20 protein-coding genes are annotated in these 23,928 nt (G+C 44.8%); 12 read left to right on the forward strand and 8 right to left on the reverse strand.

Translation table 11 applies throughout. The features are described 5' to 3' along the window. Window positions 1–45: 45 nt before the first annotated feature. From GGD38_RS10695 to GGD38_RS10730, 8 genes are all read left to right on the forward strand, one after another. Window positions 46–2,262, forward strand: coding sequence for a heavy metal translocating P-type ATPase (locus tag GGD38_RS10695; protein ID WP_375300872.1), 2,217 nt, complete (start codon window positions 46–48; stop codon window positions 2,260–2,262). 10 nt (window positions 2,263–2,272) lie between these two features. After that, the gene (locus tag GGD38_RS10700; RefSeq protein WP_375300871.1) at window positions 2,273–2,485 is read left to right on the forward strand and encodes a heavy-metal-associated domain-containing protein; all 213 of its coding nucleotides are present in this window, start codon (window positions 2,273–2,275) and stop codon (window positions 2,483–2,485) included. A 141-nt stretch (window positions 2,486–2,626) separates the two neighbouring features. Next, window positions 2,627–3,538, forward strand: coding sequence for an STM4015 family protein (locus GGD38_RS10705; protein ID WP_375300870.1), 912 nt, complete (start codon window positions 2,627–2,629; stop codon window positions 3,536–3,538). Between the two features lie 295 nt (window positions 3,539–3,833). Continuing rightward, the gene (locus GGD38_RS10710) at window positions 3,834–4,943 is read left to right on the forward strand and encodes an STM4014 family protein (RefSeq protein ID WP_375300869.1); all 1,110 of its coding nucleotides are present in this window, start codon (window positions 3,834–3,836) and stop codon (window positions 4,941–4,943) included. Beyond that, a complete protein-coding gene (locus GGD38_RS10715) occupies window positions 4,933–5,616 on the forward strand; it encodes an HAD family hydrolase (protein WP_375300868.1) in 684 nt (227 codons plus the stop codon). The genes GGD38_RS10710 and GGD38_RS10715 overlap by 11 nt, the downstream gene beginning before the upstream one ends. Beyond that, on the forward strand, window positions 5,613–6,413 hold the full coding sequence (locus GGD38_RS10720; protein WP_375300867.1) for an STM4013/SEN3800 family hydrolase: 801 nt from the start codon (window positions 5,613–5,615) through the stop codon (window positions 6,411–6,413). Before GGD38_RS10715 ends, GGD38_RS10720 begins: the two co-directional genes overlap by 4 nt. Next, window positions 6,406–7,707 carry an STM4012 family radical SAM protein gene (locus GGD38_RS10725; RefSeq protein ID WP_375300866.1) on the forward strand — a complete coding sequence of 434 codons (1,302 nt, stop codon included), beginning with the start codon at window positions 6,406–6,408 and terminating at the stop codon, window positions 7,705–7,707. The genes GGD38_RS10720 and GGD38_RS10725 overlap by 8 nt, the downstream gene beginning before the upstream one ends. Continuing rightward, a complete protein-coding gene (locus tag GGD38_RS10730; RefSeq protein ID WP_375300865.1) occupies window positions 7,704–8,549 on the forward strand; it encodes an STM4011 family radical SAM protein in 846 nt (281 codons plus the stop codon). The genes GGD38_RS10725 and GGD38_RS10730 overlap by 4 nt, the downstream gene beginning before the upstream one ends. A gap of 10 nt (window positions 8,550–8,559) precedes the next feature. Here the strand turns inward: GGD38_RS10730 and GGD38_RS10735 are convergent, their stop codons facing one another. The 5 genes from GGD38_RS10735 to GGD38_RS10755 all read right to left on the reverse strand — a co-directional run bounded on the left by GGD38_RS10735 (window position 8,560) and on the right by GGD38_RS10755 (window position 14,192). Then, window positions 8,560–10,068 carry an MFS transporter gene (locus tag GGD38_RS10735; RefSeq protein ID WP_375300864.1) on the reverse strand — a complete coding sequence of 503 codons (1,509 nt, stop codon included), beginning with the start codon at window positions 10,066–10,068 and terminating at the stop codon, window positions 8,560–8,562. 144 nt (window positions 10,069–10,212) lie between these two features. After that, window positions 10,213–11,337, reverse strand: a complete 1,125-nt coding sequence (locus GGD38_RS10740; protein ID WP_375300863.1) for a glycosyltransferase family 9 protein — start codon at window positions 11,335–11,337, stop codon at window positions 10,213–10,215. Beyond that, on the reverse strand, window positions 11,303–11,887 hold the full coding sequence (locus GGD38_RS10745) for a D-glycero-alpha-D-manno-heptose-1,7-bisphosphate 7-phosphatase (RefSeq protein ID WP_375300862.1): 585 nt from the start codon (window positions 11,885–11,887) through the stop codon (window positions 11,303–11,305). Before GGD38_RS10745 ends, GGD38_RS10740 begins: the two co-directional genes overlap by 35 nt. After that, window positions 11,884–13,221 (reverse strand): glycosyltransferase family 4 protein, encoded by a 1,338-nt coding sequence (locus GGD38_RS10750; protein ID WP_375300861.1) that lies wholly within the window; start codon window positions 13,219–13,221, stop codon window positions 11,884–11,886. The genes GGD38_RS10745 and GGD38_RS10750 overlap by 4 nt, the downstream gene beginning before the upstream one ends. Then, complete coding sequence (locus GGD38_RS10755) at window positions 13,218–14,192, reverse strand: glycosyltransferase (RefSeq protein WP_375300860.1); 975 nt, start codon at window positions 14,190–14,192, stop codon at window positions 13,218–13,220. The genes GGD38_RS10750 and GGD38_RS10755 overlap by 4 nt, the downstream gene beginning before the upstream one ends. A gap of 208 nt (window positions 14,193–14,400) precedes the next feature. Here GGD38_RS10755 and GGD38_RS10760 point away from each other — a divergent pair, with 208 nt between their 5' ends. From GGD38_RS10760 to GGD38_RS10770, 3 genes are read left to right on the forward strand one after another with little or no spacing between them, the layout of a single operon-like run. Beyond that, a complete protein-coding gene (locus GGD38_RS10760; RefSeq protein WP_375300859.1) occupies window positions 14,401–16,086 on the forward strand; it encodes a carbamoyltransferase in 1,686 nt (561 codons plus the stop codon). Then, window positions 16,083–17,063, forward strand: a complete 981-nt coding sequence (locus GGD38_RS10765; protein WP_375300858.1) for a glycosyltransferase family 2 protein — start codon at window positions 16,083–16,085, stop codon at window positions 17,061–17,063. The genes GGD38_RS10760 and GGD38_RS10765 overlap by 4 nt, the downstream gene beginning before the upstream one ends. Then, window positions 17,060–18,115: a glycosyltransferase family 9 protein gene (locus GGD38_RS10770; protein WP_375300857.1), complete on the forward strand. Its 1,056-nt coding sequence runs from the start codon at window positions 17,060–17,062 to the stop codon at window positions 18,113–18,115. The genes GGD38_RS10765 and GGD38_RS10770 overlap by 4 nt, the downstream gene beginning before the upstream one ends. Here the strand turns inward: GGD38_RS10770 and GGD38_RS10775 are convergent. Continuing rightward, window positions 18,086–18,475, reverse strand: a complete 390-nt coding sequence (locus GGD38_RS10775; protein WP_375300856.1) for a response regulator — start codon at window positions 18,473–18,475, stop codon at window positions 18,086–18,088. The two genes, GGD38_RS10770 and GGD38_RS10775, sit on opposite strands and share 30 nt — an antisense overlap. A gap of 323 nt (window positions 18,476–18,798) precedes the next feature. Between GGD38_RS10775 and GGD38_RS10780 the strand changes: the two genes are divergently transcribed. Continuing rightward, window positions 18,799–19,788 carry a chemotaxis protein CheB gene (locus GGD38_RS10780; protein WP_375300855.1) on the forward strand — a complete coding sequence of 330 codons (990 nt, stop codon included), beginning with the start codon at window positions 18,799–18,801 and terminating at the stop codon, window positions 19,786–19,788. Here GGD38_RS10780 and GGD38_RS10785 read toward each other — a convergent pair. Then, window positions 19,785–20,144: a response regulator transcription factor gene (locus GGD38_RS10785; RefSeq protein ID WP_375300854.1), complete on the reverse strand. Its 360-nt coding sequence runs from the start codon at window positions 20,142–20,144 to the stop codon at window positions 19,785–19,787. The two genes, GGD38_RS10780 and GGD38_RS10785, sit on opposite strands and share 4 nt — an antisense overlap. 12 nt (window positions 20,145–20,156) lie before the next feature. After that, window positions 20,157–23,855, reverse strand: coding sequence for a CheR family methyltransferase (locus tag GGD38_RS10790; RefSeq protein WP_375300853.1), 3,699 nt, complete (start codon window positions 23,853–23,855; stop codon window positions 20,157–20,159). Window positions 23,856–23,928: the final 73 nt, after the last annotated feature.

The raw sequence follows: 23,928 nt of genomic DNA on the forward strand, positions 1-23,928 counted from the left end.
AACAGATTGTTTACATAGTATCACCTTTGTATAAAGGATCTGTATATGTCAACAATAAAGAAAACCTTCCCTGTTTTGGAAATGACCTGTGCCGCCTGTGCGGTAAGTGTTGAAAGTATGTTAAAAAGCGCCGCAGGTGTACAAGCCGCAGGGGTAAATTTTGCCAACCAAAGCGCCTGGGTTGAATATGATCCGGCGCTGGCTACACCCGAAAACCTGCAAAAAACCGTACGCTCCATTGGGTACGACCTGGTAATTGATGAAGCCAACAGCAACGAAATAAAAGAAGCTGCACAGCAAGATCATTACAACGCTTTAAAACAACGCACCATTTGGGCATCGGTTCTATCATTACCGGTAGTTATAATAGGCATGTTCTTTATGAATATGCCATATGGCAACTATATTTCCATGTTACTTACCCTGCCGGTAATTGCCTGGTTTGGCCGTTCGTTCTTTATAAACGCATATAAACAGGCGCGCCATGGTAAAGCCAATATGGATACGCTGGTAACCCTTAGTACCGGTATTGCTTTTTTGTTTAGCGCCTTCAATACCATCAACCCCGCGTTCTGGCATGAACGCGGCATTCACCCCCATGTATATTTTGAAGCGGCGGCCGTGATCATTGCCTTTATTTCACTGGGGAAATTGTTGGAAGAAAAAGCGAAATCAAATACCTCATCGGCTATCAAAAAACTGATGGGCCTGCAACCTAAAACAGTACGCGTAATTATCGATGGTAAGGAACAGGAACTGCCTGTTGCAGCCGTGCAGCCTAACCATATCATTCTCGTACGCCCGGGTGAAAAAATACCCGTTGATGGCATTGTTACTACCGGCGCTTCTTTTGTAGATGAAAGCATGATCACCGGTGAGCCATTGCCGGTACAAAAAGAGAAAAACAATAAGGTATTTGCGGGTACCGTAAATCAAAAAGGAAGTTTTCAATTTCTTGCCCAAAAAGTAGGCAACGATACCATGCTGGCTCATATAATAAAAATGGTGCAGGAAGCGCAGGGTAGTAAAGCACCGGTACAAAAACTGGTTGACAAAATTGCCGGCATTTTTGTACCTGTTGTTATAGGTATCTCCATTCTCACTTTTATTGTATGGATGATGGCCGGAGGTGATAACGCGTTTACCAATGCATTGATCACATCGGTGACCGTGCTGGTTATTGCCTGCCCCTGTGCATTGGGCCTCGCCACACCAACCGCCATTATGGTAGGTATTGGTAAAGGAGCCGAAAACAACATTCTTATCAAAGACGCCGAAAGCCTTGAATTGTCGTATAAAGTAGATGCCATTATTTTAGATAAAACCGGCACCATTACCGAGGGCAAACCCGTGGTTTCAAAAATAGTGTGGTTACCAGGCAAAGAAAACGATCGCGAGTTGCAGCAGATCTTGTACAGCCTCGAAATACAATCAGAACACCCGCTGGCCGAAGCAGTGATCCAGGAACTGAAAAAGGACCAGGTAACAGCCGGGGAAATAAAACAATTTGAAAGCATTACCGCAAGAGGCGTTACAGGCGTATTTGGCGCCACCCGTTATTATGTGGGCAATAAAGAACTCATTATTGAAAACAAGATCCCAATTGATGCGGCCCTGGTGAAACAGGCTGAACATTTGCAACAACAGGCCAATACGGTCATCTGTTTTGCCAATCAGCAGCAGGTGCTGGCCATAATTGCCATTGCCGATAAAATAAAAGCCAGTTCACCCAATGCCATAAAGCAGTTGCAGCAAATGGGTATTGAGGTATACATGCTCACCGGCGATAATGAACAAACGGCGGCGGCCGTTGCATCTGCGGCAGGCGTTACCCAATTTGTTGCGGGCATGTTACCATCGGGCAAGGCCGATTTTGTAAAAAAGCTGCAACAACAAAATAAAGTGGTTGCTATGGTTGGCGATGGCATCAACGACTCACAGGCTTTGGCGCAGGCCGATGTAAGTATAGCCATGGGCAAGGGAAGCGATATTGCTATGGATGTGGCCAAAATGACGCTCATCACCTCCGACCTGCAATCTATTCCCAAAGCCCTGGTGCTTTCGCGCAAAACAGTGCGCACCATCAGGCAGAACCTGTTCTGGGCATTTATTTATAACCTGATAGGCATACCATTGGCAGCAGGCATATTGTACGCATTCAATGGGTTCCTGTTAAATCCTATGATCGCCGGGGCCGCCATGGCATTGAGCTCCGTTTCGGTAGTAACAAATAGTTTACGTTTAAAAACAACACACTTATAAAATCAAGTATATGGAAACAATAAAATTCAAAACCACCATCAAATGCAGCGGCTGTATAGCCACCGTTACCCCAGGTCTTAATGAAACAGTAGGGGCTAATAACTGGCAGGTTGACCTGCAATCGCCCGACAAGGTATTAACGGTAAATACCAATGGAACAAACAAAGAAAAAGACGTGATCAAAAAACTGGAAGAAGCAGGTTACAAAGCAGAGAAAATATAAAGAACACAACAAAAGGCGCCCAATACCGGCGCCTTTCTTTTTTTGCCCAGGTCCGATTTTATCAAAAATTAATTTTTGTCACTTAGTGTCAGCCTGTAGTTCAATGAGCAAAACCCTTACTTTTACAAAAAACAAATTCCTATGGTGTCAGAGCTTTTACAAACCTTTCTTAACAAACCTGTACAAAATTATCAGCCCACCACCACTATCGAGCCCGATAAATATGTTTACCGTTTGCGTGTTGACTATGACGATGAAAGCGTAACCATTACCGATCTGCTGGAAGCATTTGTACGCGATCCCCAAAGCGCCGGTGTACAAGATCTGATCATTGGCCAGTTCAATACCGATTCATCAGAATCAACCTATGAAGTAGTTGATAAACTGGTTGCCCTGAAAGAGAGTTTTAAAGAACTAAAGGCGCTGTTCATTGGCGATATAACTTATGAAGAGTGTGAGATCAGCTGGATCAACCAAACCGATATTACCCCAATCTTAAAAGCGTTCCCCCAACTGGAGCACCTGCAACTAAGAGGTGGTGAAGGATTATCGTTCAGCGAACTGGCGCATGATAAGCTCACAACCCTTATTATTGAGACCGGCGGTTTACGTCCCGATGTAATTGACCAGGTAAATGCAGCCAAACTGCCCAACCTGCAAAAGCTTGAAATATGGCTGGGTGACGACAACTACGGTTTTGATTCAACCATTGAAGACTTCAAACCTATTTTATCGGGAACCTTGTTCCCTAAACTTACCTGGCTGGGCCTTATGGATAGCACTATCCAGGACGAAATAGCCATTGCCGCAGCAGATGCCCCGGTATTAAAACAACTCAAAGTGCTCGATCTGTCGATGGGTACACTTACCGATAAAGGCGCTGTAGCATTATTAAAAAGCGAAGGCATTCGTAAACTGGAGCACCTGAACCTGCGCCACCACTTTCTTTCTGAAGCAATGATGGAACAATTGAAAGGTTTAGGCATTTCCATCAACCTCGATGATAAGGAAGAAGAGGACGACGATTACCGCTATGTTGAAGTAGCTGAATAAAAATACAAATACAAAATTCCAAGATCCAAATAAAAATTCCAAGATCCAAGCTCCAAGATCCAAATAAAAGCTCCAAGAACCAAGCACCAAGATCCAAATAAAAATACAAAACCCAAGCTCTAAATCTCAGTTCGCCTATTAAGAGGATTTGAGATTTGGGATTTCTTTGGAACTTGAGATTTGGAATTTGTGATTTTATTCTTTGGTTCTTGTGATTTGGAATTTGTGTTTTATTCTTTGGAGCTTGAGATTTGGAATTTGTGATTTCTTTTTTGGAGCTTGAGATTTGGAATTTATGCATTTCACCATAATAGGTAATCCTGAAAACCGTCGTGTGACTGCTTTTTGCAACACGGTTCAGCAACTGGGGTATGCTATGCCCCAGGTTATTTCTTATGCCGGTTGGTTAAGCGCACAGGAAATGCCAATCATTCCGAAAGAGAACATTATTAAAATAGATTCACCGGGTGAAAATGATGCCGTTCGCTCCATGCTCATAGCAAAAGGCGGCTGCATTACTTCAGCACCTGATGAATTTGGCATTATAAAAAATATGCGTCCCTGGTATACCGGTTATTGTAACTGGTTACAGGAAATGCAGGGCGTTATTGACCACCAGCAGTTGCCATGGGTAATGAACCAGCCGGCGGAGATACAACTGCAATTCAACAAACCGGAATGCCAGCATTGGTTACAAAAGCAACATGTTCCCGTGCCACACAGGTTGGCGGGTTTTAATAATTACGACGAACTGGTAGACCTGATGAGCATTCATGGTTTGCATAAAGTATTTATCAAACCGGCACATGCTTCTTCTGCTTCCGGCGTAATTGCTTTTCGCAAAGCCGGTGAACGTGTGCAGGCGGTAACCTCTGCCGAAATGGTGCAAACCCCAACCGGATTGCAATTGTACAATTCATTGAACATTCGCACTTATACCAGTGAACAGCAAATAGCCAACCTTATAAACCAGCTGATACCCGAAATGGTATTTGCCGAAGAATGGTTGCCCAAGGCCACCTTGCAGGGCCGTTACTTCGACGTGCGCGTACTCACAATCGGCGGCAGGGCCCGGCATATGGTTATAAGGACCAGCAATAATGTGATCACCAATTTGCACCTCGGTAATCGCAGAGGCAATATGAATGAGTTTATTGCTGTTATAGGCACCGATAAACTCCATGAAATAAAACAACTGGCCGAACAGGCGGCAGCCTGTTTCCCGGGATCACTATACATGGGCATCGATATTTTGCTCACTGCCCATCTTAAAAAGACCGTTGTATTGGAAGTAAATGCATTTGGCGATCTGCTGCCAGGTTTGCTGCATGAAGGCGAAACCTGTTACGAAGCACAGATCAGGGCCATGATCAAAAAACAGGAGCAGGTACATTATGCTGATTGAACGAATCGATACCCTGATTTTCGACCTCGACAATACCCTTATTGACCGCAATGCCGCCATGCGGAAGAGTGTGCATGAATGGTTAAGCGCACAAGGATATAAAGGCACGCAATTGGAAACCGCGGTTGACGACTGTATGCAATACGATAATTGGGGTTATACCAACCGGCAGGAATTTGCGACCTGGTTATTGCACGAATACAGTAATAAACAAAACAAGGTTACACCACATGAATTACAGCACCTGCTGCATGTAAACAACAGCCGGAACGTTGAACCCGATTTAGCAGTACAACGGGTATTGCAAACCCTCGGCACGCAATATCAGCTGGTACTGGCCACCAATGGCGGAAGCAAAACACAACGCGCCAAAATTCAACAGGCGCAACTTGAAAATTTCTTTCAACCCCAGGCCATCTTTGTTTCCGGCGAAATGGAATTTGAAAAACCCGACCCACGATATTTTAAAATTATCGTAGAAAAGCTTCAGCTTAATACATCCAAAGCCCTGGTAATAGGCGATAACCTGTATAACGATATTCAGGCCGCCAATGAATGTGGTCTGAACACCTGTTGGGTATCGCATGGCAGGGAAGGGAAGACAGGCATACAACCAACCATCACCATTAAGAACATAATTGAAATAACTGCATGGAGCAAACAGTTAATATGAACGAGGTGGTTCAGCGCATGCATGTGCTTTTTATTACACTCGATAGTTTACGCTACGATGTAGCCGCTGAATTGTATAGTAATGGTGGCACACCTAATTTTCAACAATATTGTGCCGATGGCTGGCAGCAATGCCATTCACCCGGCAATTTTACGTATGCAGCGCATCATGCCCTTTTTGCCGGCTTTTTGCCAACGCCTGCATTGAACCCCAAAGCGCCTCGCTTATTTGCTGCCCGTTTTGCCGGCAGCGAAACAACCGGTGCCAATACCCAGGTATTTGAAACAGCCGATATTGTAAGCGGTTTCGCCGGCATGGGTTTTAAAACCATTTGCATTGGCGGTGTAGGCTTCTTTAACAAACAAACGGCACTTGGGCGGGTATTGCCTTCCTTTTTTCAACAAAGCTACTGGCAGCCATCCTATGGCGTTACAGATCCGGCTTCAACCCGTAACCAATTTGAAAAAGCCATTGAACTGGTAAACGCGGCGCAACAAGAGCAACTATTTATGTTCATCAATGTTTCGGCCATTCATCAGCCTAACTATTTTTACCAGCCCGGTGCGCAAACCGACACGTTGCAATCGCATGGCGCGGCCCTGCAGTATGTAGATGGTGAGTTGCCCTCATTGTTCGAAGCCTTTCGGCAAACCGGCCGCGATACGTTTTGCATCATCTGTTCCGATCACGGTACTGCCTATGGAGAAGATAATTATTACGGTCATCGTATAGGCCATGCTACGGTATGGGAAGTACCCATGGCCACATTTGTATTGAAAAAAGCAAACAATGGTTAAAACCCTTTTCGATAATATTTACGAAGGGTATGCTTACTCTTACCCGCACAAACACAGCTACCGCCGGTTGAATAACCTGCAATTACAAACGCTTTGGCAGGAAGAAAAAAAAGACGCCCTCTTTTTATATGTTCATTTACCGTTTTGCGAAATGCGTTGTGGTTTTTGCAACCTGTTCACCATTGCCAATCCGCAAAACAATATGGTGGATGCTTATTTGCAAACCCTCGAACGCGAAGCCCTGGCTATTAACAACCTGGTGGCGCCGCAAAGCTTTGGCCAACTGGCAGTAGGCGGAGGCACTCCTTCTTTTTTACAACCGCATCAGTTGGAGAAGTTGTTTGCCATCATCCGGAAACTGGGTGGTAAACCCGAGCACATGCCTTCTTCATTTGAAGTATCACCAGCTACTGTTACCCGCGAAAAATTAGGCCTGCTGAACGAGCAGGGCATCGATCGGGTAAGCATGGGAGTGCAGAGTTTTTTGGAACCCGAAGTAAAGGCATTGGGACGTCCGCAAAAGAACAATGAGGTATATGCCGCGCTCGATCTTTTAAAACAATATTCTTTTTCTACCATCAATCTCGATCTTATTTATGGGGCGTACGGACAAACCCTCAGTTCCTGGCTGCATTCTGTACAGGAAGTAATAAGGTACGAGGCAGAAGAAGTATTTATGTATCCCTTGTATGTAAGGCCGCTTACAGGTATTACCAAACTCAATCAGGGACCCGAAGACAACCGGTTTATTTTTTACCGCGAGGCAAAACAAATGCTGCTTGCCGCAGGTTACCATCAGGTATCTATGCGTATGTTTCGCAAAGCCAATACACCACACAAACAGGCGGTTCGCAGTTATAGTTGTCAGGAAGATGGCATGATAGGCCTGGGCGCTGGAGCAAGATCATACACCCATACGGTTCATTATTCTTCTGAATATGCAGTGGCCCGGCAAAACATTCGTTCCATCATTGAGAAATACATTGCCAAAACCCATTTCAACGAAGTGGATTATGGTATAGAATTAAATAAAGAAGAACAGCAACGCCGGTTCGTAATAAAATCAGTTCTTCATGGTACCGGGCTTAATGTAAACAGGTATCAAACATTATATGGGCACGATGCCTTGCTTAAATATCCCTTGTTACAGGAATTAATAAAAGCCGGTATGGCCAGTTTAAAAAACGGCATTATGCGGCTTACTGAAAGCGGGCTTGATTATTCCGATGCTATTGGCCCCGCCCTGTATTCAGAAGACATAAAACAACTGATCACTGAATTTGAATTACAATGAGCCTGTCAATACTATACCGCGGTGTTTTATCGAGTTGTAATTACGACTGTCCGTATTGCCCGTTTGCCAAACGGAAAGATACCCGGGCCACCATGGCCACCGACAAACAACAGGTTGAGCGGTTTGTACAGTTTGTGCAACAGCAAAAAGACATCGAGTTTAAACTATTTTTTACCCCCTGGGGCGAAGGGCTTATTAGAAAACATTACCAGCAGGCGCTGGTCGATTTGAGCAAGATGCCTAACGTACAAAAAGTGGCCATTCAAACCAATTTAAGCTGTGCCCTTGGGTGGTTGCAAAAAGCCAATAAAGATAAAATTGCGTTATGGGCCACTTATCACCCCGGTCAGGTTAGCCGCCGGGCCTTTCTCGATAAATGTAAACAGCTCGATGCCCTTGGCGTTATGTACAGCGTGGGTATTGTTGGGTTTAAGGAAACCATTGAAGAAATAGAGCTTATGCGTACGCTGTTGCCCCAGGAAAGATATTTATGGGTGAACGCCTTAAAAAAGCAGGCTGATTATTACAGCAAAGCAGAACGCGAACGCCTGGTTGCCGTTGACCCTTACGTTCCTTACAATATGGTTTACCACAAAAGTGAAGGCAAAGCCTGCCGTACCGGGCATACCGTAATAAGTGTTGATGGCGATGGCAATATTTACCGTTGCCATTTTATAAAAGAAAAACTGGGTAATATATACGAAGGCGCGCTCAACACGATTTTAAAGCCCCGCCTTTGTACCAATACCACCTGCGGTTGTCATATAGGGTATGTACATATGAACGACCTGAATTTGTACGATGTGTACAAAGGCAGGGAACTGGAACGGGTGGCAGAATGATTTGGGAATTTTAATTAGGTAAGCTTTCCGTAGGTGGATGCCCAATCTTCTCCGTGGTTTCTTTTCCCCGCCTTCTGATCAAATTCCTAAACGCATCGTGCAGATCTATCAGCTGCCCAATAAGAAAATATTCTTTCAAATTGTTCCTGATGCTGGTGCGCATCATACGCCTTACTACATTCTTTGCCACTTCGCCGGTTTCCTTTACGGCAAGCAATAACTCAGCAGCAATAAAGGCAAGCCCGGCCGCAATCAGGAACAGGAATTTAAATTCATGCAAATCGAGTAAATGAATGACCTTATGCCAGTGCGGGCTCTGCCACTGCGCATCTACCAATAAAGAGCGGGAACTAAAATAATCGGCCATATAACCACCAATCAATGGCGCTATAAAAGAGAACAGCGCTGTTATAATGTTTTTGGTAGAAAGGTATACTACCGATTCTTCGGCCGGCGATAACTTCAAACTAATATTGGTTAACGACAGATTGATGCCTGCATTGGCAATACCGGTGCCGGCATGTATTACAAACAGTAAAAAAATATTAAGATATTCCTTGGTGTAAATACCTACGTAACACCAGCCTATAAGTACAAGAATATACAACGGCGCACAAATACCAATAATGGTCTTATTGCTATACCGATCGGCAAAACGCCCCCACATGCGTACGGTTAATATACTACAGATCTGGCTTGTGATGGTGAGTGCAATGATCCATGATATTGACAGTCCCATCTTCTTCATCATAAACACCACAAAAAACGGCGTGGCAATATTCAGCGCAAATACCCAGGCTGAGTTAAACACCAGTAATTTTCTGAAATTACGATCGCGCAACGGGCGTTGCAGCACGGTAAGTATATTACCAGTGGTAACTTTGCCCAATGGTTCTGAAGTGTTCGACAGGCACAAAGCGCTTATGATTCCGGCTATGCCACCGCCAATAAATAAACAGGCATATATATTTATTTCTGCCGTTATACGGTTATTTTTTGTGTAATCAACCAAAAAGGCTGCGGCCAGTCCTAATAAGATATTTAATAACGTGGTGTAACTGGTTCGCTTTGAGAAATAAGTGCCTAAGGCTTTTTCGGGTATCAGGTCTTTCATCCACGCATTCCAGCAGGGCCCTGCAATAGAGCCAAAGAAATAATGAAAGAAAAGAATGAACACAATACTTTCAACGGGTATGCTTTTAAAGACCAGTATAAGCACCCCGATGATGATGAGGGGTGTTCGCGCTAAGAAAGAACAGATTACCACAATGGCCCGCCGGTTGTTAAAACGGCGCACCAGCCAAACCGACAGTAGCTGAAATACATTGGTAAAGGTGGGTAAACCGGCCAGCAGCCCTATTTGAAAGTTATTTGCATTCAACAAAACAAGCATGGCCACTAAAAAGGTGCCGCTGGTAAGTGTGGTCATAGCTTCCGATGCCAGTCCATCACCAATCACCAGCCGCATAGCGCGGTTCACTTGCTTATCTGTTAATGTAGGTTCAGGCCTCCATGCCATGATAAAACATTTTGATACTGATTAAGTTACTGAGTACTGAAAATTATATTCTCTCTTTCTAATATTCCGAAGTAAGAAGTAGGAGGTATGAAAACTCCCGAACTTCCTACTTCCTACTTCGTATTTCCTACTTCTTACTTCATATTACAGTATCAGGGTATTGGGGGCAATATATTTATTGGAAGATCTATTGCGTAATAAATTTTCCAATGCGTTCGCAATATCTGCAGGCTGGGGTAGTGCTTCATGCTGCACCATGCGGTGTTTGCGTGCGTACGTTATTATTTCATTTTTACTTTGCAGCTCTTCAGCCACATTGTACGGGAATATTTTCCCATTCACCTTCCACGGTGTATGCTGCGGATTTGTCAGTGCATATAATACAATAACCGGTGTTTGCCTTGCCGCAGCAATATGAATGGTAGCGGTGTTTACCGATACAATACCCGCCGCCCCATCTGTTAATGCAATAAACTCGCCAGTAGTAAGGCGGCCCGCCATATCAACTGCATTATCGCCTATACCGGTTGCAATGGGCCCGGTAAGCCCGCTTTCTTTAGCAGTACCGGTAAGCAATATGGGCAAACCCGTATTGGCCACCAGTTTCCCCAATTCAATCCACCGCTCCACAGGGTATTTTCTTTTTTCTTCACTAACCCCGGGGTGAAAAAGAATATAATCCCTGCCTGGCTCAATGCCACTCTGTCGCAGTTTGTGATGCGTGCTGTAACGGTCATTTTCGTTGACGGTTACAAGCAAACTTTCATCTTGTGTATTGGCGCCGGTAACAGCCACCAGGTTAAGGTCGCGCTGTACCTGGTGTTGTACAAAAGTGTATGGTTCTTTATCGGGCAACCAGTGCGTAAGCAGATCGTACGGGTTTTCGCGGCAATAGGCCAGCCGTTTAGGAATGCCGGCCAACATGGCAAGCATGGCAGCCGGCAAAGCGCTTTGACTGTACACCGTAAAAATAATGGCAGCATCAAAATTATAACTGCGTAGTTCATTCGCCAGTTCCATCAACCCGGCGCCTGTTGTTGCAGCATTCGCTTTTACCCAGGGCAGGTCGCAGATGATCGTTTCATCTATAACAGGAATAAAGCCGGTAATATGTTGCGCCATGGTTGAGGTAAGCACGGTTATATGACACAGAAAGGTTTCTTTCAATGCCTTTAATGCCGGTGTTGTCATTACCAGGTCGCCCATATTATCGGCCCGTATACATAATATCTTTTTACAATTGTTCCACACGAATAGTTTCTTTAGCATATTGGGCAATAATCCCGGCAGCATCTTTCCAGTTGTTACAGGTATAGGAAGGCTGCCTGTTGGCGTTCAACACCCATTCCGTTTCATTGCCATTGTTCAATAAAATAGTTCTGCACCCCGCCCGAATGCCCGCTTCGGTGTCATTCAGTATATCGCCTATCATCCACGAAAGCTCCAGATCAATATCATGTTCCATGGCGGCCCGCAGCAACATACCGGGCATGGGCTTGCGGCAATAACAGGCTTTTGAATACGATAACCGAACGCCCTGCACATCGTGCGGACAGTAATAATACCCATCCAGTATCACGCCCTGTTGGTGCAGTTTGTCCTGTATGTACTGGAATACCTGTTTTACTTCATCTTCGGCAAAATAACCAAGCGCTACACCAGGCTGATTGCTGATGAGGATCAACTGATAGCCGCAATCCTGCAACAATCGCAGGGCCGCTATTGCATTTTCTTCAAATTCTATCAGTTCTGTATTGACGTTATAGGGAATGTTTTTGATAAGGGTGCCATCTTTATCTATAAATACGGCCTTTTTCATACTATAGAGCTTTTAAAGGCGGGCAGCAGATTCATTATATTCAAAAGGGCTGCATGATCTGTTATCAGCTGCTTTACAGGTTGTTTCGCCGGCTTTTGCTCACCGGTCAATACGGTGTTATAGATCTTTTGTATTTGAGATGCTACTTTACTCCAGGTAAAATTGTTGCGCACATGTTTAACAGCATTCCTGCTCATGGTTTGATGCAGTGCATTATCTTTTAATAATTGAATGATCCTGTTAGCCAGCACATCGGGTTCATGCGGCGGCACCAAAAAACCGGTACGTTCATCAACAACGCTGTATTTAATACCACCTACATTTGACCCGATCACCGGCGTTCCGCAGGCCATTGACTCCAACGGGGTTATACCAAACGGCTCGTACCATGGTGTGGAAATGAACACATCGGCAGCTGCATAGTAGTATTTTAAAACCGACCGGGCTTTGCGGCCGGTGAATATTACGCTATTACTTATATTACAATCCCTCGCTATTTGCTGCAGGCGGCCTATTTCGGGGGTTTGCGCCGGATCGGGCGAATCTGATTCGCCGCCCACTACCAGCAATCTTAACCTGTTAACCGAGCTGCAGGCATACTCCATGGCCCTTATAACATTATCAACACCTTTGCGGGGCACCATACGGCCCAGTTGCAGTATCACTTTATCGCGCTGCGAAATACGCAGAAAATCGCGCGCCGCTTCTTTATCTACCGGGTGAAACTCTTTGGGATTGAACCCACAGGGCGCAATGGCAATACGATCGGCATCGGCACCATAATGCATCATCAGGTCTTCTTTATCCTGCGGGCATTCGGCTATTATTAAATTGGCGTCCTCTACAATATGCTTTTCAATAACTGTTCTTTCAGGAGGAAACCCATCGGCCGTTTTTTGATGCAGCTTGCGCACCAGACCCAATGCATGAAACGTTACCACGTAAGGAATACCCGCCGCTTTCTTAATATTCGACGCTACCAGGGCCGACATAAAGAAATGCGCATGTATAAGATCATACCACAATTCATGGCGGCTCATAAAATACAACATATGAAAAGTGAACTCCTGCATATATTGTAGTAACTGTTCCTTGGGTATATATTCAGGCGGACCGGCCGTTACATGTATCACCCGTACACCTGGTTTCCATTCCACAACTTCCGGCGTGGTGCTACAGTCCCTTCTTGTATAGATATCAATTTGAAACCCCTTTCGCACCAGCTGCATGCTCAACTCGGCTACGTATACGTTTTGTCCGCCATTGTCTACACCACCCAACAAGGCCAATGGCGAGGCATGTTCACTGATAAAAGCAATTCTTTTCATATTCATACACTCACATTTTTTTTATTGATTGCAAATTCAAAAAGCTCGTCCCATTCGCGGGTGAACCGTTCCATGCCGAATTGCTCCAATGCAACTGCGCGTGCCTGTTGGCCCATGGCCCGGGCCAATGCCTGGTCGCTTAACAATTTTTTCATGCCAACAATTAACTCATCAACATTAGTGTTTATAAAAGCACTTTGTTTGTTCACTAGCAGGTTGGCATATTCTGTTGTGGCCAGCGATACCACGGGCATACCCGCCATCATAGCTTCACAAACCGACAGCCCAAAGCTGGTATGCCTGATGGGGTTGAATAAAAAACGATAGCGTGAAGTGAATGCATTCAGCTGCGGAAACAACACTTCGCCCAGGCCACCGTATTGCTCCGTTCCCATACCTGCAAGGTCAATAGGCACCTCAGCGCGTACCCGGTCGAATATATCCCAACCGGTAATGCGGCCTCTTTCTTTAATATGATTGATCACAACAATTCCCTTGTTTATATCTCCTGTATACAAATGTGCAGGCTCGGGAATACCATGCTGTATCACTTTAACATGAGGAACATTGTTCTTCCACATCAGTTTGTTATAATGCGTAACATGCACCAGCACTACCTCAGGGTCGTACAACGGATGATCTGAGTAAACCGGATGCGGCTCGGGCGCATTATGTTCAAGGTAAATGGCCGGCAATTGACGTTGCTCCTCAGACAAAACTTCATACTGGTCAATGCGCAAATTCTTTTCCGATTGAAAAAGGATACAATCAAATGAATGTTGCTTCACTTCATCAGCAGGGACCTCTATTACATTATCGTTAAATAAAAATGTTTTTCCGCGGCCATAATAGCCTTCATCCTTCTTTTCATTAACGGGAATATAAATGTCAACATTACATTGAGAAAGATAAAACAAATAGCTGCCGTGAATATGCCAGGTAAATATTTTAAGCCGGTTGCGTAACATAAAAGTCATAACACAAAAAATAAATTGAAACTTGTTTATGCCAAATGCATAAAAAGAATGCCGTGCGTTACTGGGGAAATAAAGAAGCGCTTCTCTGTTATTCAATTTTTTATATGCAGTAATGTCTACAGTTTATATAGAATTATTGAAATAAACAATGAGGTAAGATATTTGATACAATCGCAACACGATTGTTCAACTACTAAAAACCGGTTACATGTATACATTGGGAATTAACGCAGCCTTCCACGATTCGGCTGCTGCGCTTATAAAAGACGGCGCATTGATCGCTGCCGCAGAAGATGAACGCTTCACACATATAAAACATGGAAAAAGACCAATTCCGTTCACAGCTTACGAATTACCTTTTCACGCCATTGATTATTGTTTGCAGGAAGCAGGCATTACAATAAACGACGTAGATCATATTGCATACTCATTTAACCCTGCATTATTATCAGCAGGCAACATCAATGAGCCACATGCTGTATTTGCCGAAAAGTTAAATGAGTTGTTCCTTTCATATATACAAGAGGCGCCGCATCAGTTGCGCGATGGTTATCCGCATCATTTGCAAAAGCGTTTGGCCGGTTGGAACATGCAGCAGGATAAATGGCATTTTACAGAACACCATATTGCGCATGCTGCCAGCGCCTTTTACCCTTCGCCATTTTCGGAAGCGGCGGTTTTGACGCTCGATGGCCGCGGCGAAATGGCCAGCACCAGTTATTATAAAGGGGAAGGCAATTCACTTGAAAAAATAGGGGAGGTGTGTATGCCGCATTCGCTGGGTATGTTGTATGAGAAAATGACAACTTACCTGGGTTTCCTGCATTCAAGTGATGAATATAAGGTAATGGCGCTTGCTTCTTATGGCAAACCAGTTTATGTTCATCAGTTCAGATCGTTGATTCATGTACAACCCAACGGCTGTTATACCATAGATGATTTTTCGCCTGAGGAAATATTTGGCCCTGCAAGGCAAAGAGGCGGCGGGTATGAACAACGCGTTTTTGATATTGCACATTCCTTACAAAAAGTACTGGAAGAAACCGTACTGCAACTGGTCGAATGGTTATACGGGCAAACAAAAACGGAGAACCTTTGTATGGCTGGTGGTGTTGCATTGAATTGTGTGTTAAATGCGGTCATTCGCGATAAAGGGCCATTTAAAAACATCTGGGTACAACCTGCCGCCGGCGACGCCGGTACTGCATTGGGGGCCGCCATGTGGATAGATAGAAAGTTCAGCAAAACAGCCACCATGCAAAAAATGCAACATGCCTATTGGGGGCCTGCTTATTCCGACGATGAGGTAGAAACATTATTGCAATGGATGAAGGTGCCTTACCGCAAGCTGCACAATGTGGCCGCAGAAACAGCGAACATCCTGGCGCAAAACAAAGTGATCGGCTGGTTTCAGGGCCGTATGGAATTTGGCCCGCGGGCATTGGGCAGCCGTTCAATACTGGCTTCACCCATTGATGCAGAGATGCAACATAAACTGAATGAAATAAAGGACCGGGAAGATTTTCGCCCGGTAGCACCGGTGGTTATGGAAGACAAAGCCGGTGAGTGGTTCGAAAACGCAACGGTTTCGCCCTTTATGTTATTTGTATATAACGTTAATACCGACAAAGCCGACAAAATTCCTGCCGTTCGGCATGTTGATGGCACAGCCCGTATTCAAACGGTGAACAGAGAGCAACATCAATTATATTATGATCTTTTACACGAGTTCAATAAACTTACCGGTGTGCCGGTATTGATAAACACATCATTCAATACCCGTGGCGAGCCTATTGTTTGCTCACCCAAAGATGCTATTGCCTGTTTCTTTACATCACCATTTGATGCATTGGTGATCAATTCATTCCTACTTGAAAAAAATGCTTTTGCATGAAACCCGAGATGTCTGTAGTAATACCCACCTGGCAACGAACCCATTTATTAAACCGGTGTTTAAATGCGCTGGTTGACCAGGACATAGATGACAACCGTTATGAGATCATCATTGTTACAGACGGGCCCGATCAACCAACGTTGCAGTTCATTCAGCACTGGCTTAATATGTATATGGGTAATGTTACTATAACTTGTATTTCATTACCTGTTAAAAAAGGACCGGCGGCAGCTCGTAATGCCGGGTGGCGCAAGGCACAGGGCGAGTTGATAGTTTTTACCGACGATGATACTTTACCAACGCCCAATTGCCTGCATCAATACTGGCTGGCCTATACACCATATCGCAATACGGCCATTGCTTTTTCGGGTAAAATCAAAGTACCTTTGCAAGGCGTGCCCACCGATTATGAAATGAACACCTGGCGATTGGAAGAGGCACGTTTTGTAACCGCCAATTGCGCCTGCAGCAAAAAAGCGCTGGAAAGTATTGGCGGCCTCGATGAAGATTTCACCATGGCCTGGCGCGAAGACACAGCGTTGGAATTTGACCTTAGCGAGAAGGATATACCAATTATAAAAGTACCTGAAGCAGTGATCGTTCATCCCGTTCGTACCGCCGCCTGGGGTATTAGTATCAAAGAGCAAAAAAAGGGCATGTTCAATGCATTGCTATATAAGAAACACACCTGGTTGTATAATAAAACAAAAATGGAACGAACACCACGATATTATTATACCATCACCCTGATGTTACTGCTGTCGATAATATTTTCATTCAGGTCCACAGCATTGATGACCATTTGCATAATAATATGGGCAGTGCTCACCAGTTGGTTTACATATATCAGGCTCCGTCGAACATCGAAGAGCTTGATACATGTAGCTGAGATAGCATTTACCTCATCCGTAATCCCCTTGTTGTCGGTATATTGGACTATATACGGGGCCATAAAATTCAAGACCTTTTTTATATGATGCAGTTTACAACCGATACGCCAAAGATCGCCATCTTTCGCGCCCTGCAACTGGGCGATATGTTATGCGCCGTTCCCGCCTTGCGGGCTTTACGGCAGGCATTCCCCAAAGCAGACATTTCACTCATAGGGTTGCCCTGGGCAACATCCTTTGTACAACGCTATAATAAATACATCAACCGGCTTATTGTTTTTCCCGGTTACCCCGGTTTACCCGAACAACCTTATGATGAAAAGAACTGGCAGCAATTTGTTTCACAAATGCAACAGGAGCAATTCGATTGCATTTTGCAAATGCAGGGCAACGGTACTATAGTGAACGAAATGCTGCAACAACTACAACCCAAACAGCTGGCAGGTTTTCACCGCAAAGATTGCCGTATGAACCACTGGTGGTTTACTGAATATCCCGAAGGAATACACGAAGTAAAACGTCACCTGCGACTGATGCAGCACCTCGGTATTACAGCTAACGACCTGCAAATGGAATTCCCCATTACCGAACAGGAAGAAGCCCAATTGCAACAGGTGGCTCCCTTTGTACATAACGAACCGTATGTGGTAATACATCCCGGTTCAAGAAGTACCGACCGCCAATGGTCGCCCTGTTATTTTGCCGCGTTAGGCGATTATTGCGCCGAGCACGGTTATTGCGTGGTGCTTACCGGTACTCCCGATGAAACTTATATAACGGATTATGTGGCCAACCTTATGCAACATAAACAGGTTAACCTTGCCGGCAAAACAAGCCTTGGGGTGGTAGCTGCGTTAATAAAACACGCCAATTTATTAATTTCAAATTGTACGGGTGTATCACACATTGCAGCTGCAACAAGAACACCAAGTATTATCATTAGTATGGATGGGGAACCGGATAGATGGGGTCCTATGAACCATTCATTACATCATACGTTCGACTGGACGAAGCATCAATCATTTACCGAAGTGCACAATAAACTTACCGGGCTAATTGCAACAGATCTGAGAAAAGCAAATGCTGTTGCCAGGTTTGGCGCTGTTCAATCAGGCAGAATGGGTTTTATCATTAAATAACCTTACAAGCTGCTTCAACAGGATTCTTATATTTTCAGGTTTATGTATACATTGGTCGGCGCCCAATTGCATCGCCTTCTCATGATCATCATCGCTGATATAAGTTGAATACATAACAAAGGTCGACTGCCGTATCTGCTCCATCTCTTTCAACTTTTTTAAACAGTTAATGCCATCATAACGGGGCATATTTATATCAATGAATATGAAATCGGGCCGCAATGTTTTCACCATCTGGGTAGCCTGTTCAAGCCCGCTGGCCCATACGCAATGATAATTAATTGCTGCAAGGTCTAAAGCAAGTTTAAATATATAAAACTCCTCCTCATCGTCATCAATAAGTAAGATCGTTTTTTGCATAATAACGGTCATTTTCACATCTTTCTTTATGTAACAATTACAAAACACCTACATGTATTCTGCAGGCCGATCCCGGGTTATAGGTTAATATTCAATCTGTAGTAAGCAAGTGGTACATTAAAACAGTAAAGATGAACTGAAATTTCCCTCCCGTAAAATGGAGTGATTGATAGGTACTAAAGAAAAAATGTATGTACAAACGGAGAAAGGAACACCGTAGGTGATATAAAGATAAAAACTTCGAACAGCGTAAAAAAAAATATTTCTGTTGGTATAATTTTTTAATCTCATAATGTTTCAACCTGTTAAACACAAGTCAAGTCATGCCCTTTTTTATAACTGTTATTGGTGCATCGGCTGGTGGCCAGGAGGCAATTTGCAAACTCATTGCATCATTGCCCCGGGATGTTAATGCAGCTTTTTTTATAGTAATGCATATTTCCCGGCATGGGCTCGAAAGCATTCTGGTTAACCGGTTGCAAAAATGCACCACGCTGCACTGCGCATCAGCAGTTGATGCACAGGCTATTGAACCGGGGCATATATACATAGCCCCGGCCGATCATCATTTAATTGTTACGGCCGGCGCCATGCACCTGCGCAAAGGCCCTTCAGAGAACCGCTGGCGGCCCTCTATTGATGTGTTGTTCAGGAGTGCAGCAGTACATTATAGCGAAAGGGCTATTGGCATTGTTCTTACCGGACTGCTCGATGATGGCACCTCGTGCATGAAGGCCATAAAAAAATGTGGCGGCACCTGTATGGTACAGAACCCTGCCGAAGCGGCTTACCCCGATATGCCACAATCTGTATTGGATAACTCGGTAGTTGATCACATCTTAGGAGTTACTGCTATGGGACAAGCAATACAGAAAACCATTGCAGAGAAGAAATTAACCGGCGTAGAAGTGCCGTACGAGCTTAAGGCCGAAACCCGGTTGATGGAAAACTCCATCACCAATATTGATGAAATTAGTAAACTGGGAAACCATTCGGTGTATACCTGCCCCGATTGCGGTGGCGGTCTGTGGGAAATAAAAGAAGCAGATCAAACGCGTTACCGCTGCCATATAGGCCATGCCTTTTCACAGAACGACCTGTTGAAAAAACAATTTGAAGCACTGAACGGCACCCTGTGGGTAGCCCTGCGCATGATGGAAGAAAGGAAGAACCTGCTTGTTAAAATAACCCGGCAGGATGAGAGCAGGAACATGCACACACTGGCTGAAATGCATGCTGACCAGGCCCGCGAACTGGAAACACATATCAATAACCTAAAAGAACTGTTATTCAATATAGCGCCTGAAAATTAACCGGCTTCTACCAGGGTGGAGGCTACACGCACCAGCTCCTTGTTCGCAAATGGTTTTTCCATAAATACATTTGCGCCGGCCTCGCTGGCTTGCCGCTGCAAATAAGGCGAAGCCGATAAAAGTATAACGGGCAGGCCCATGGTCTCAGGTCGCTTCCGCAGGTGTTTACATATTTCAATCCCCTCAATGCCCGATAACTGGTTATCTATAATGAACAGGTCGGGAATATCGAATGCATTCTTTAATATAAAATTCCCGTTCTTATGTGAAGCCACAATATACCCGGCACGTGTAAATAAAATACCCAATACATCAAGAATGGCCGGGTCGTCTTCAATGATCATTACCTTTTTCATAAAGAATTGAATTTATTTCTCAAACACCGGCAGTGTGAAGTAAATAAGCGTGCCTTTTTCCCGCTCACTTTCAACACCAATTTCGCCGCCATGTTTTTTTATTATATCCGACGCAATAAACAGGCCCAGCCCAAGACCTGGAAAGGTTTTAATGTTGTTATCGCTGGCCCTGAAAAAGCGGTCGAATATCCGCAGCCGTGTTGCTTCAGACATACCTATGCCAAAGTCCTGTATACTTACCTTCACCTGGTTGTTTTGCAGGGCCGTACTTACTATTATACGATGGCTGTTGGGCGAATATTTGATGGCATTACTGATGAGGTTGATGAGCACCTGGCCAATTCGTTCGCGATCGGCTTTTACGGCCGGTAATTGTTGCAGTTCATTCACAATAACATGCTGTGCCGTGGTGCGCTGCATCAGTTCCACTATTTCGATTATCTGATCGTTGATGCTAAAAACTTCAGGTTGCAACGTTAGTTGACCTTCACTTATACGGGTAATATCAAGTAAATCGGCAATCAGGTGTGTTAACCGGTCAACCTGCCTGTCGAGCTTGTCAATTATTTCAATGCTTTCGGCTTCATTCTTCTCAACCAGCATTTCCTGCAGCAATTGAGTGTATGCTTTTATACTGGTAACGGGCGTTCTTAATTCATGGCTGGCTATGCCTAAAAATTCTTCTTTCTGGCTTTCGAGCCTTTTGCGTTCTGTAATATCTATTACCACGCCTATCATGCGGTGGGCCTTGCCCTGCCCGTTATAAAAAGCGCGGCCAAAAGCTGCTATCCAGGTAATACGGCCATTGGTATGCAGCGAGCGCATTTCCATGGCAAAATCCCGGCGGGTATCAATAGCTTTTTTCAAAACCTCACGCACATGCTCCCGGTCGCTTGGGTGCACATGTTCCAAAAACGCTGCATAGGAACCACTGCGCTGGTCAACCGGAATGCCAAACATGATATTATGATCGGTTGACCATAATATTTCGTCTTTGAAGATATTCCAGTCCCAGGTGCCCATTTTACCGGCTTCCATAGCCACCCGTAATCTTTCTTCCGATTCTTTAAACTGTTCAACACTTCTGCGTAACGATTCTTCGGCCCGTTTACGTTCGGTTACATTACCAATGGCCAGCAAAATACGGGCGCGTTTATCGCCTTCGCCATGCATACGCATGGCATTGAACAGCAGGGTCTTTTCGCCCAGCTCGCGAAAATTATACGTAAGCTCAAAATCCTGGAACCCGATGCCCTTCATAACGGTTTCCTTCAATTGCTGCCGCAAAGCAGGCACATCGAGCAGCCCGCCGGCCAGCTCAAAGAAATAATAACCATCAATGTCCTGTTTCAGGTTGAATAACGTATAAAAAGCTTTATTGGCGGTGCGCACCCGCAGATCGGTATGCAGCACTACCAGCGGATCACGTATGGTTTGTACAATGGCTTCGGTATATTCAACCGATTCCTTCAGGTCGGCATTGCGCAACTGCAATTCTTCATTGATGGTTATAAGTTCTTCATTAGTGCTTTGCATTTCTTCTTTCGAAGTTTCCAGCTCTTCATTAATGCTTTGTAACTCCTCATTCGATGAAAGCACTTCCTCGTTGGCCGACTGCAATTCTTCCCGTATGGACTCAAACTCCTCGTTCATGGTCTTCATTTGCTCACGCGCATCTTTCAGTTCCTGCTCAAGCATATCTATTCGGCGGTCCTTGCTGTCGGGCCTTCCCTTTTTCGGGGGCGCCGGTTTGCTTTTTTGCAGTTTGGACCCAACATCATCACTGAATACGATGAGAAAATACGGATCGCTAAGCACCTGTGATTTTATTGGCGTTACTTCAATTTTAACCAAACGATGAAAATTGGAATCTTTAAGGTGCAGGCCTTCTTTACTAATAGCCTGTTTGCTTTTTTTGGCCTGGCTCAGCAATCCGCGCAATTCAAACACCAGTTCATCTTTCACCATTTTCAACAGGTGCAGGCTGGCCTTGCCTGCAGCAGGTTGCAGGTATTCATTGATGGCGCCGTGAAAACGTAATATCTGCAGGTCTTTGTTCACTACCAGGCTGGCAGGTACGTAACGCGCCAGCAGCAGCTTATCTGTTTCCTTTTCAATATCTATATCGGACGCCGGCTGCACGCCCGTTTTGTCATTAAAACTTTGCTGCATCAGGGGAACATGGGCCGGCCGGTTAAAAAAATCGAAGGGCAGCGGCTGGCTGATGGCTTTTTTTATATACAGCTTTTGCTCCTTATCTACCAACTCAAACAGATCGGTATCATTGCCAATGGTCTCCGATTTACCCAGGGCCAGGTAACCACCTGGTTTTAGTGCATAGTGAAAAGCCTGTAATATTTTCTTTTGCGCACTCGACGCCAGGTATATCATTACGTTCTGGCAGCTTATAAGGTCCATACGACTAAAAGGCGGATCTTTAAGCAGGTTATGTGTTGCAAAAATACAGATGTCCCTGATGGGTTTTATGATCTGGTAACTGCCGTCAATTTTTACAAAGAACTGCGACAACCGCTGTGGCGAAACGTGTTGCAGGGAGTTTCTGCTGTAAATGCCCGTACGGGCCTTTTCAATAGCAGTTTCACTTAGGTCGGTGGCAAAGATCTGAATAGCGGTGGTATATGCTTTTTCGCCCAGGTATTCGAAAAGGCTAATGGCCATAGAGCAGGCTTCTTCACCACTTGAGCAGGCCGGTATCCAAATACGCAAAGGCTCACCGGCCTTCCGGTTCTTTACCAGGGTGGGAAAAACAGTTTTGGCAAGCGTCGTAAAAAGGTTTGGCTCCCTGAAAAAACTGGTTACATTGATCAACAGATCGCGGTACAGCAATTCCAGCTCGCTTTGGTTCTCGCGCAACAGCTTTATGTACTGTTCCAGTTCATCCAATCGGTTCAGGGCCATGCGACGTAAAATACGCCGGTTGATGGTAGTGCCTTTATATTGGGCAAAATCAACTCCGAACCGGTTATGCAACAGCAAATGAATTCTTTTTAACGCCCGCTCATTTACTTCCGCATTTTTTTCATGCGATTCAATAGTAAAATGCTGGCGCGACAGCACGGCCAGCTCATCGGCAATGCCTTCGGGCGATAAAATGAAATCGATATAACCCGACTCATAGGCATTGCGGGCCATCGATTGAAACAGGGCCGAATCGTCCTGCGCAAAGGAAATGCCGCCTTCGGCCTTTATAAGCTGAACACCCTGCGTGCCATCGAAACCAACGCCCGATAGTACAATGGCAATGGCTTTATGCTGATACACCGGCGCCAGCGATTGCAGGAAGTGATCAAATACATGCCGTTGTTTATCGCCCCGATGTTTTTTTACCAATACCAAATGCCCATCCGTTATGGTCATATACACGGCCGGCGGTATTACATACACATTATCAGGCTGAATTTTCATACCGTCCTTCACCAGGTGCACCTTCATCGCGGTGCGTCGTTCCAATAAACTGGGCAGTATGGAGGAATGATCGGGAGAAAGATGTTGAATAATAACATAAGCTATACCCAAATCGGGTTGCAGGTGTGCTAAAAACCTTGAAATGGCCTCAATACCGCCCGCTGAACCGCCAATTGCAGCTATAGGAAACAAATTCTCAGCAGCGCGAAACGCGGGTTTAACCCTGGCTGCTTTTTTAGTTGGCGGCTTTTGGGCTTTAACAGGTTTCTTTTTTTGAGCACACATGAAATTGACATTAATTAAGCCCGTAAGGTACTGAATGTAAGAACACATCTGACGGATATTTGAAGGTATCCTG

The organism is Niastella sp. OAS944 (genome assembly GCA_024809215.1).
Lineage (GTDB): Bacteria > Bacteroidota > Bacteroidia > Chitinophagales > Chitinophagaceae > Niastella.

Bases quoted from the DNA above. Each gene is read 5' to 3' on its own strand.
- GGD38_RS10695 (WP_375300872.1), top strand. From the start codon at position 46: ATGTCAACAATAAAGAAAACCTTCCCTGTTTTGGAAATGACCTGTGCC.
- GGD38_RS10700 (WP_375300871.1), top strand. From the start codon at position 2,273: ATGGAAACAATAAAATTCAAAACCACCATCAAATGCAGCGGCTGTATA.
- GGD38_RS10705 (WP_375300870.1), top strand. From the start codon at position 2,627: ATGGTGTCAGAGCTTTTACAAACCTTTCTTAACAAACCTGTACAAAAT.
- GGD38_RS10710 (WP_375300869.1), top strand. From the start codon at position 3,834: ATGCATTTCACCATAATAGGTAATCCTGAAAACCGTCGTGTGACTGCT.
- GGD38_RS10715 (WP_375300868.1), top strand. From the start codon at position 4,933: ATGCTGATTGAACGAATCGATACCCTGATTTTCGACCTCGACAATACC.
- GGD38_RS10720 (WP_375300867.1), top strand. From the start codon at position 5,613: ATGAACGAGGTGGTTCAGCGCATGCATGTGCTTTTTATTACACTCGAT.
- GGD38_RS10725 (WP_375300866.1), top strand. From the start codon at position 6,406: ATGGTTAAAACCCTTTTCGATAATATTTACGAAGGGTATGCTTACTCT.
- GGD38_RS10730 (WP_375300865.1), top strand. From the start codon at position 7,704: ATGAGCCTGTCAATACTATACCGCGGTGTTTTATCGAGTTGTAATTAC.
- GGD38_RS10735 (WP_375300864.1), bottom strand. From the start codon at position 10,068: ATGGCATGGAGGCCTGAACCTACATTAACAGATAAGCAAGTGAACCGC.
- GGD38_RS10740 (WP_375300863.1), bottom strand. From the start codon at position 11,337: ATGCTAAAGAAACTATTCGTGTGGAACAATTGTAAAAAGATATTATGT.
- GGD38_RS10745 (WP_375300862.1), bottom strand. From the start codon at position 11,887: ATGAAAAAGGCCGTATTTATAGATAAAGATGGCACCCTTATCAAAAAC.
- GGD38_RS10750 (WP_375300861.1), bottom strand. From the start codon at position 13,221: ATGAATATGAAAAGAATTGCTTTTATCAGTGAACATGCCTCGCCATTG.
- GGD38_RS10755 (WP_375300860.1), bottom strand. From the start codon at position 14,192: ATGACTTTTATGTTACGCAACCGGCTTAAAATATTTACCTGGCATATT.
- GGD38_RS10760 (WP_375300859.1), top strand. From the start codon at position 14,401: ATGTATACATTGGGAATTAACGCAGCCTTCCACGATTCGGCTGCTGCG.
- GGD38_RS10765 (WP_375300858.1), top strand. From the start codon at position 16,083: ATGAAACCCGAGATGTCTGTAGTAATACCCACCTGGCAACGAACCCAT.
- GGD38_RS10770 (WP_375300857.1), top strand. From the start codon at position 17,060: ATGATGCAGTTTACAACCGATACGCCAAAGATCGCCATCTTTCGCGCC.
- GGD38_RS10775 (WP_375300856.1), bottom strand. From the start codon at position 18,475: ATGCAAAAAACGATCTTACTTATTGATGACGATGAGGAGGAGTTTTAT.
- GGD38_RS10780 (WP_375300855.1), top strand. From the start codon at position 18,799: ATGCCCTTTTTTATAACTGTTATTGGTGCATCGGCTGGTGGCCAGGAG.
- GGD38_RS10785 (WP_375300854.1), bottom strand. From the start codon at position 20,144: ATGAAAAAGGTAATGATCATTGAAGACGACCCGGCCATTCTTGATGTA.
- GGD38_RS10790 (WP_375300853.1), bottom strand. From the start codon at position 23,855: ATGTGTGCTCAAAAAAAGAAACCTGTTAAAGCCCAAAAGCCGCCAACT.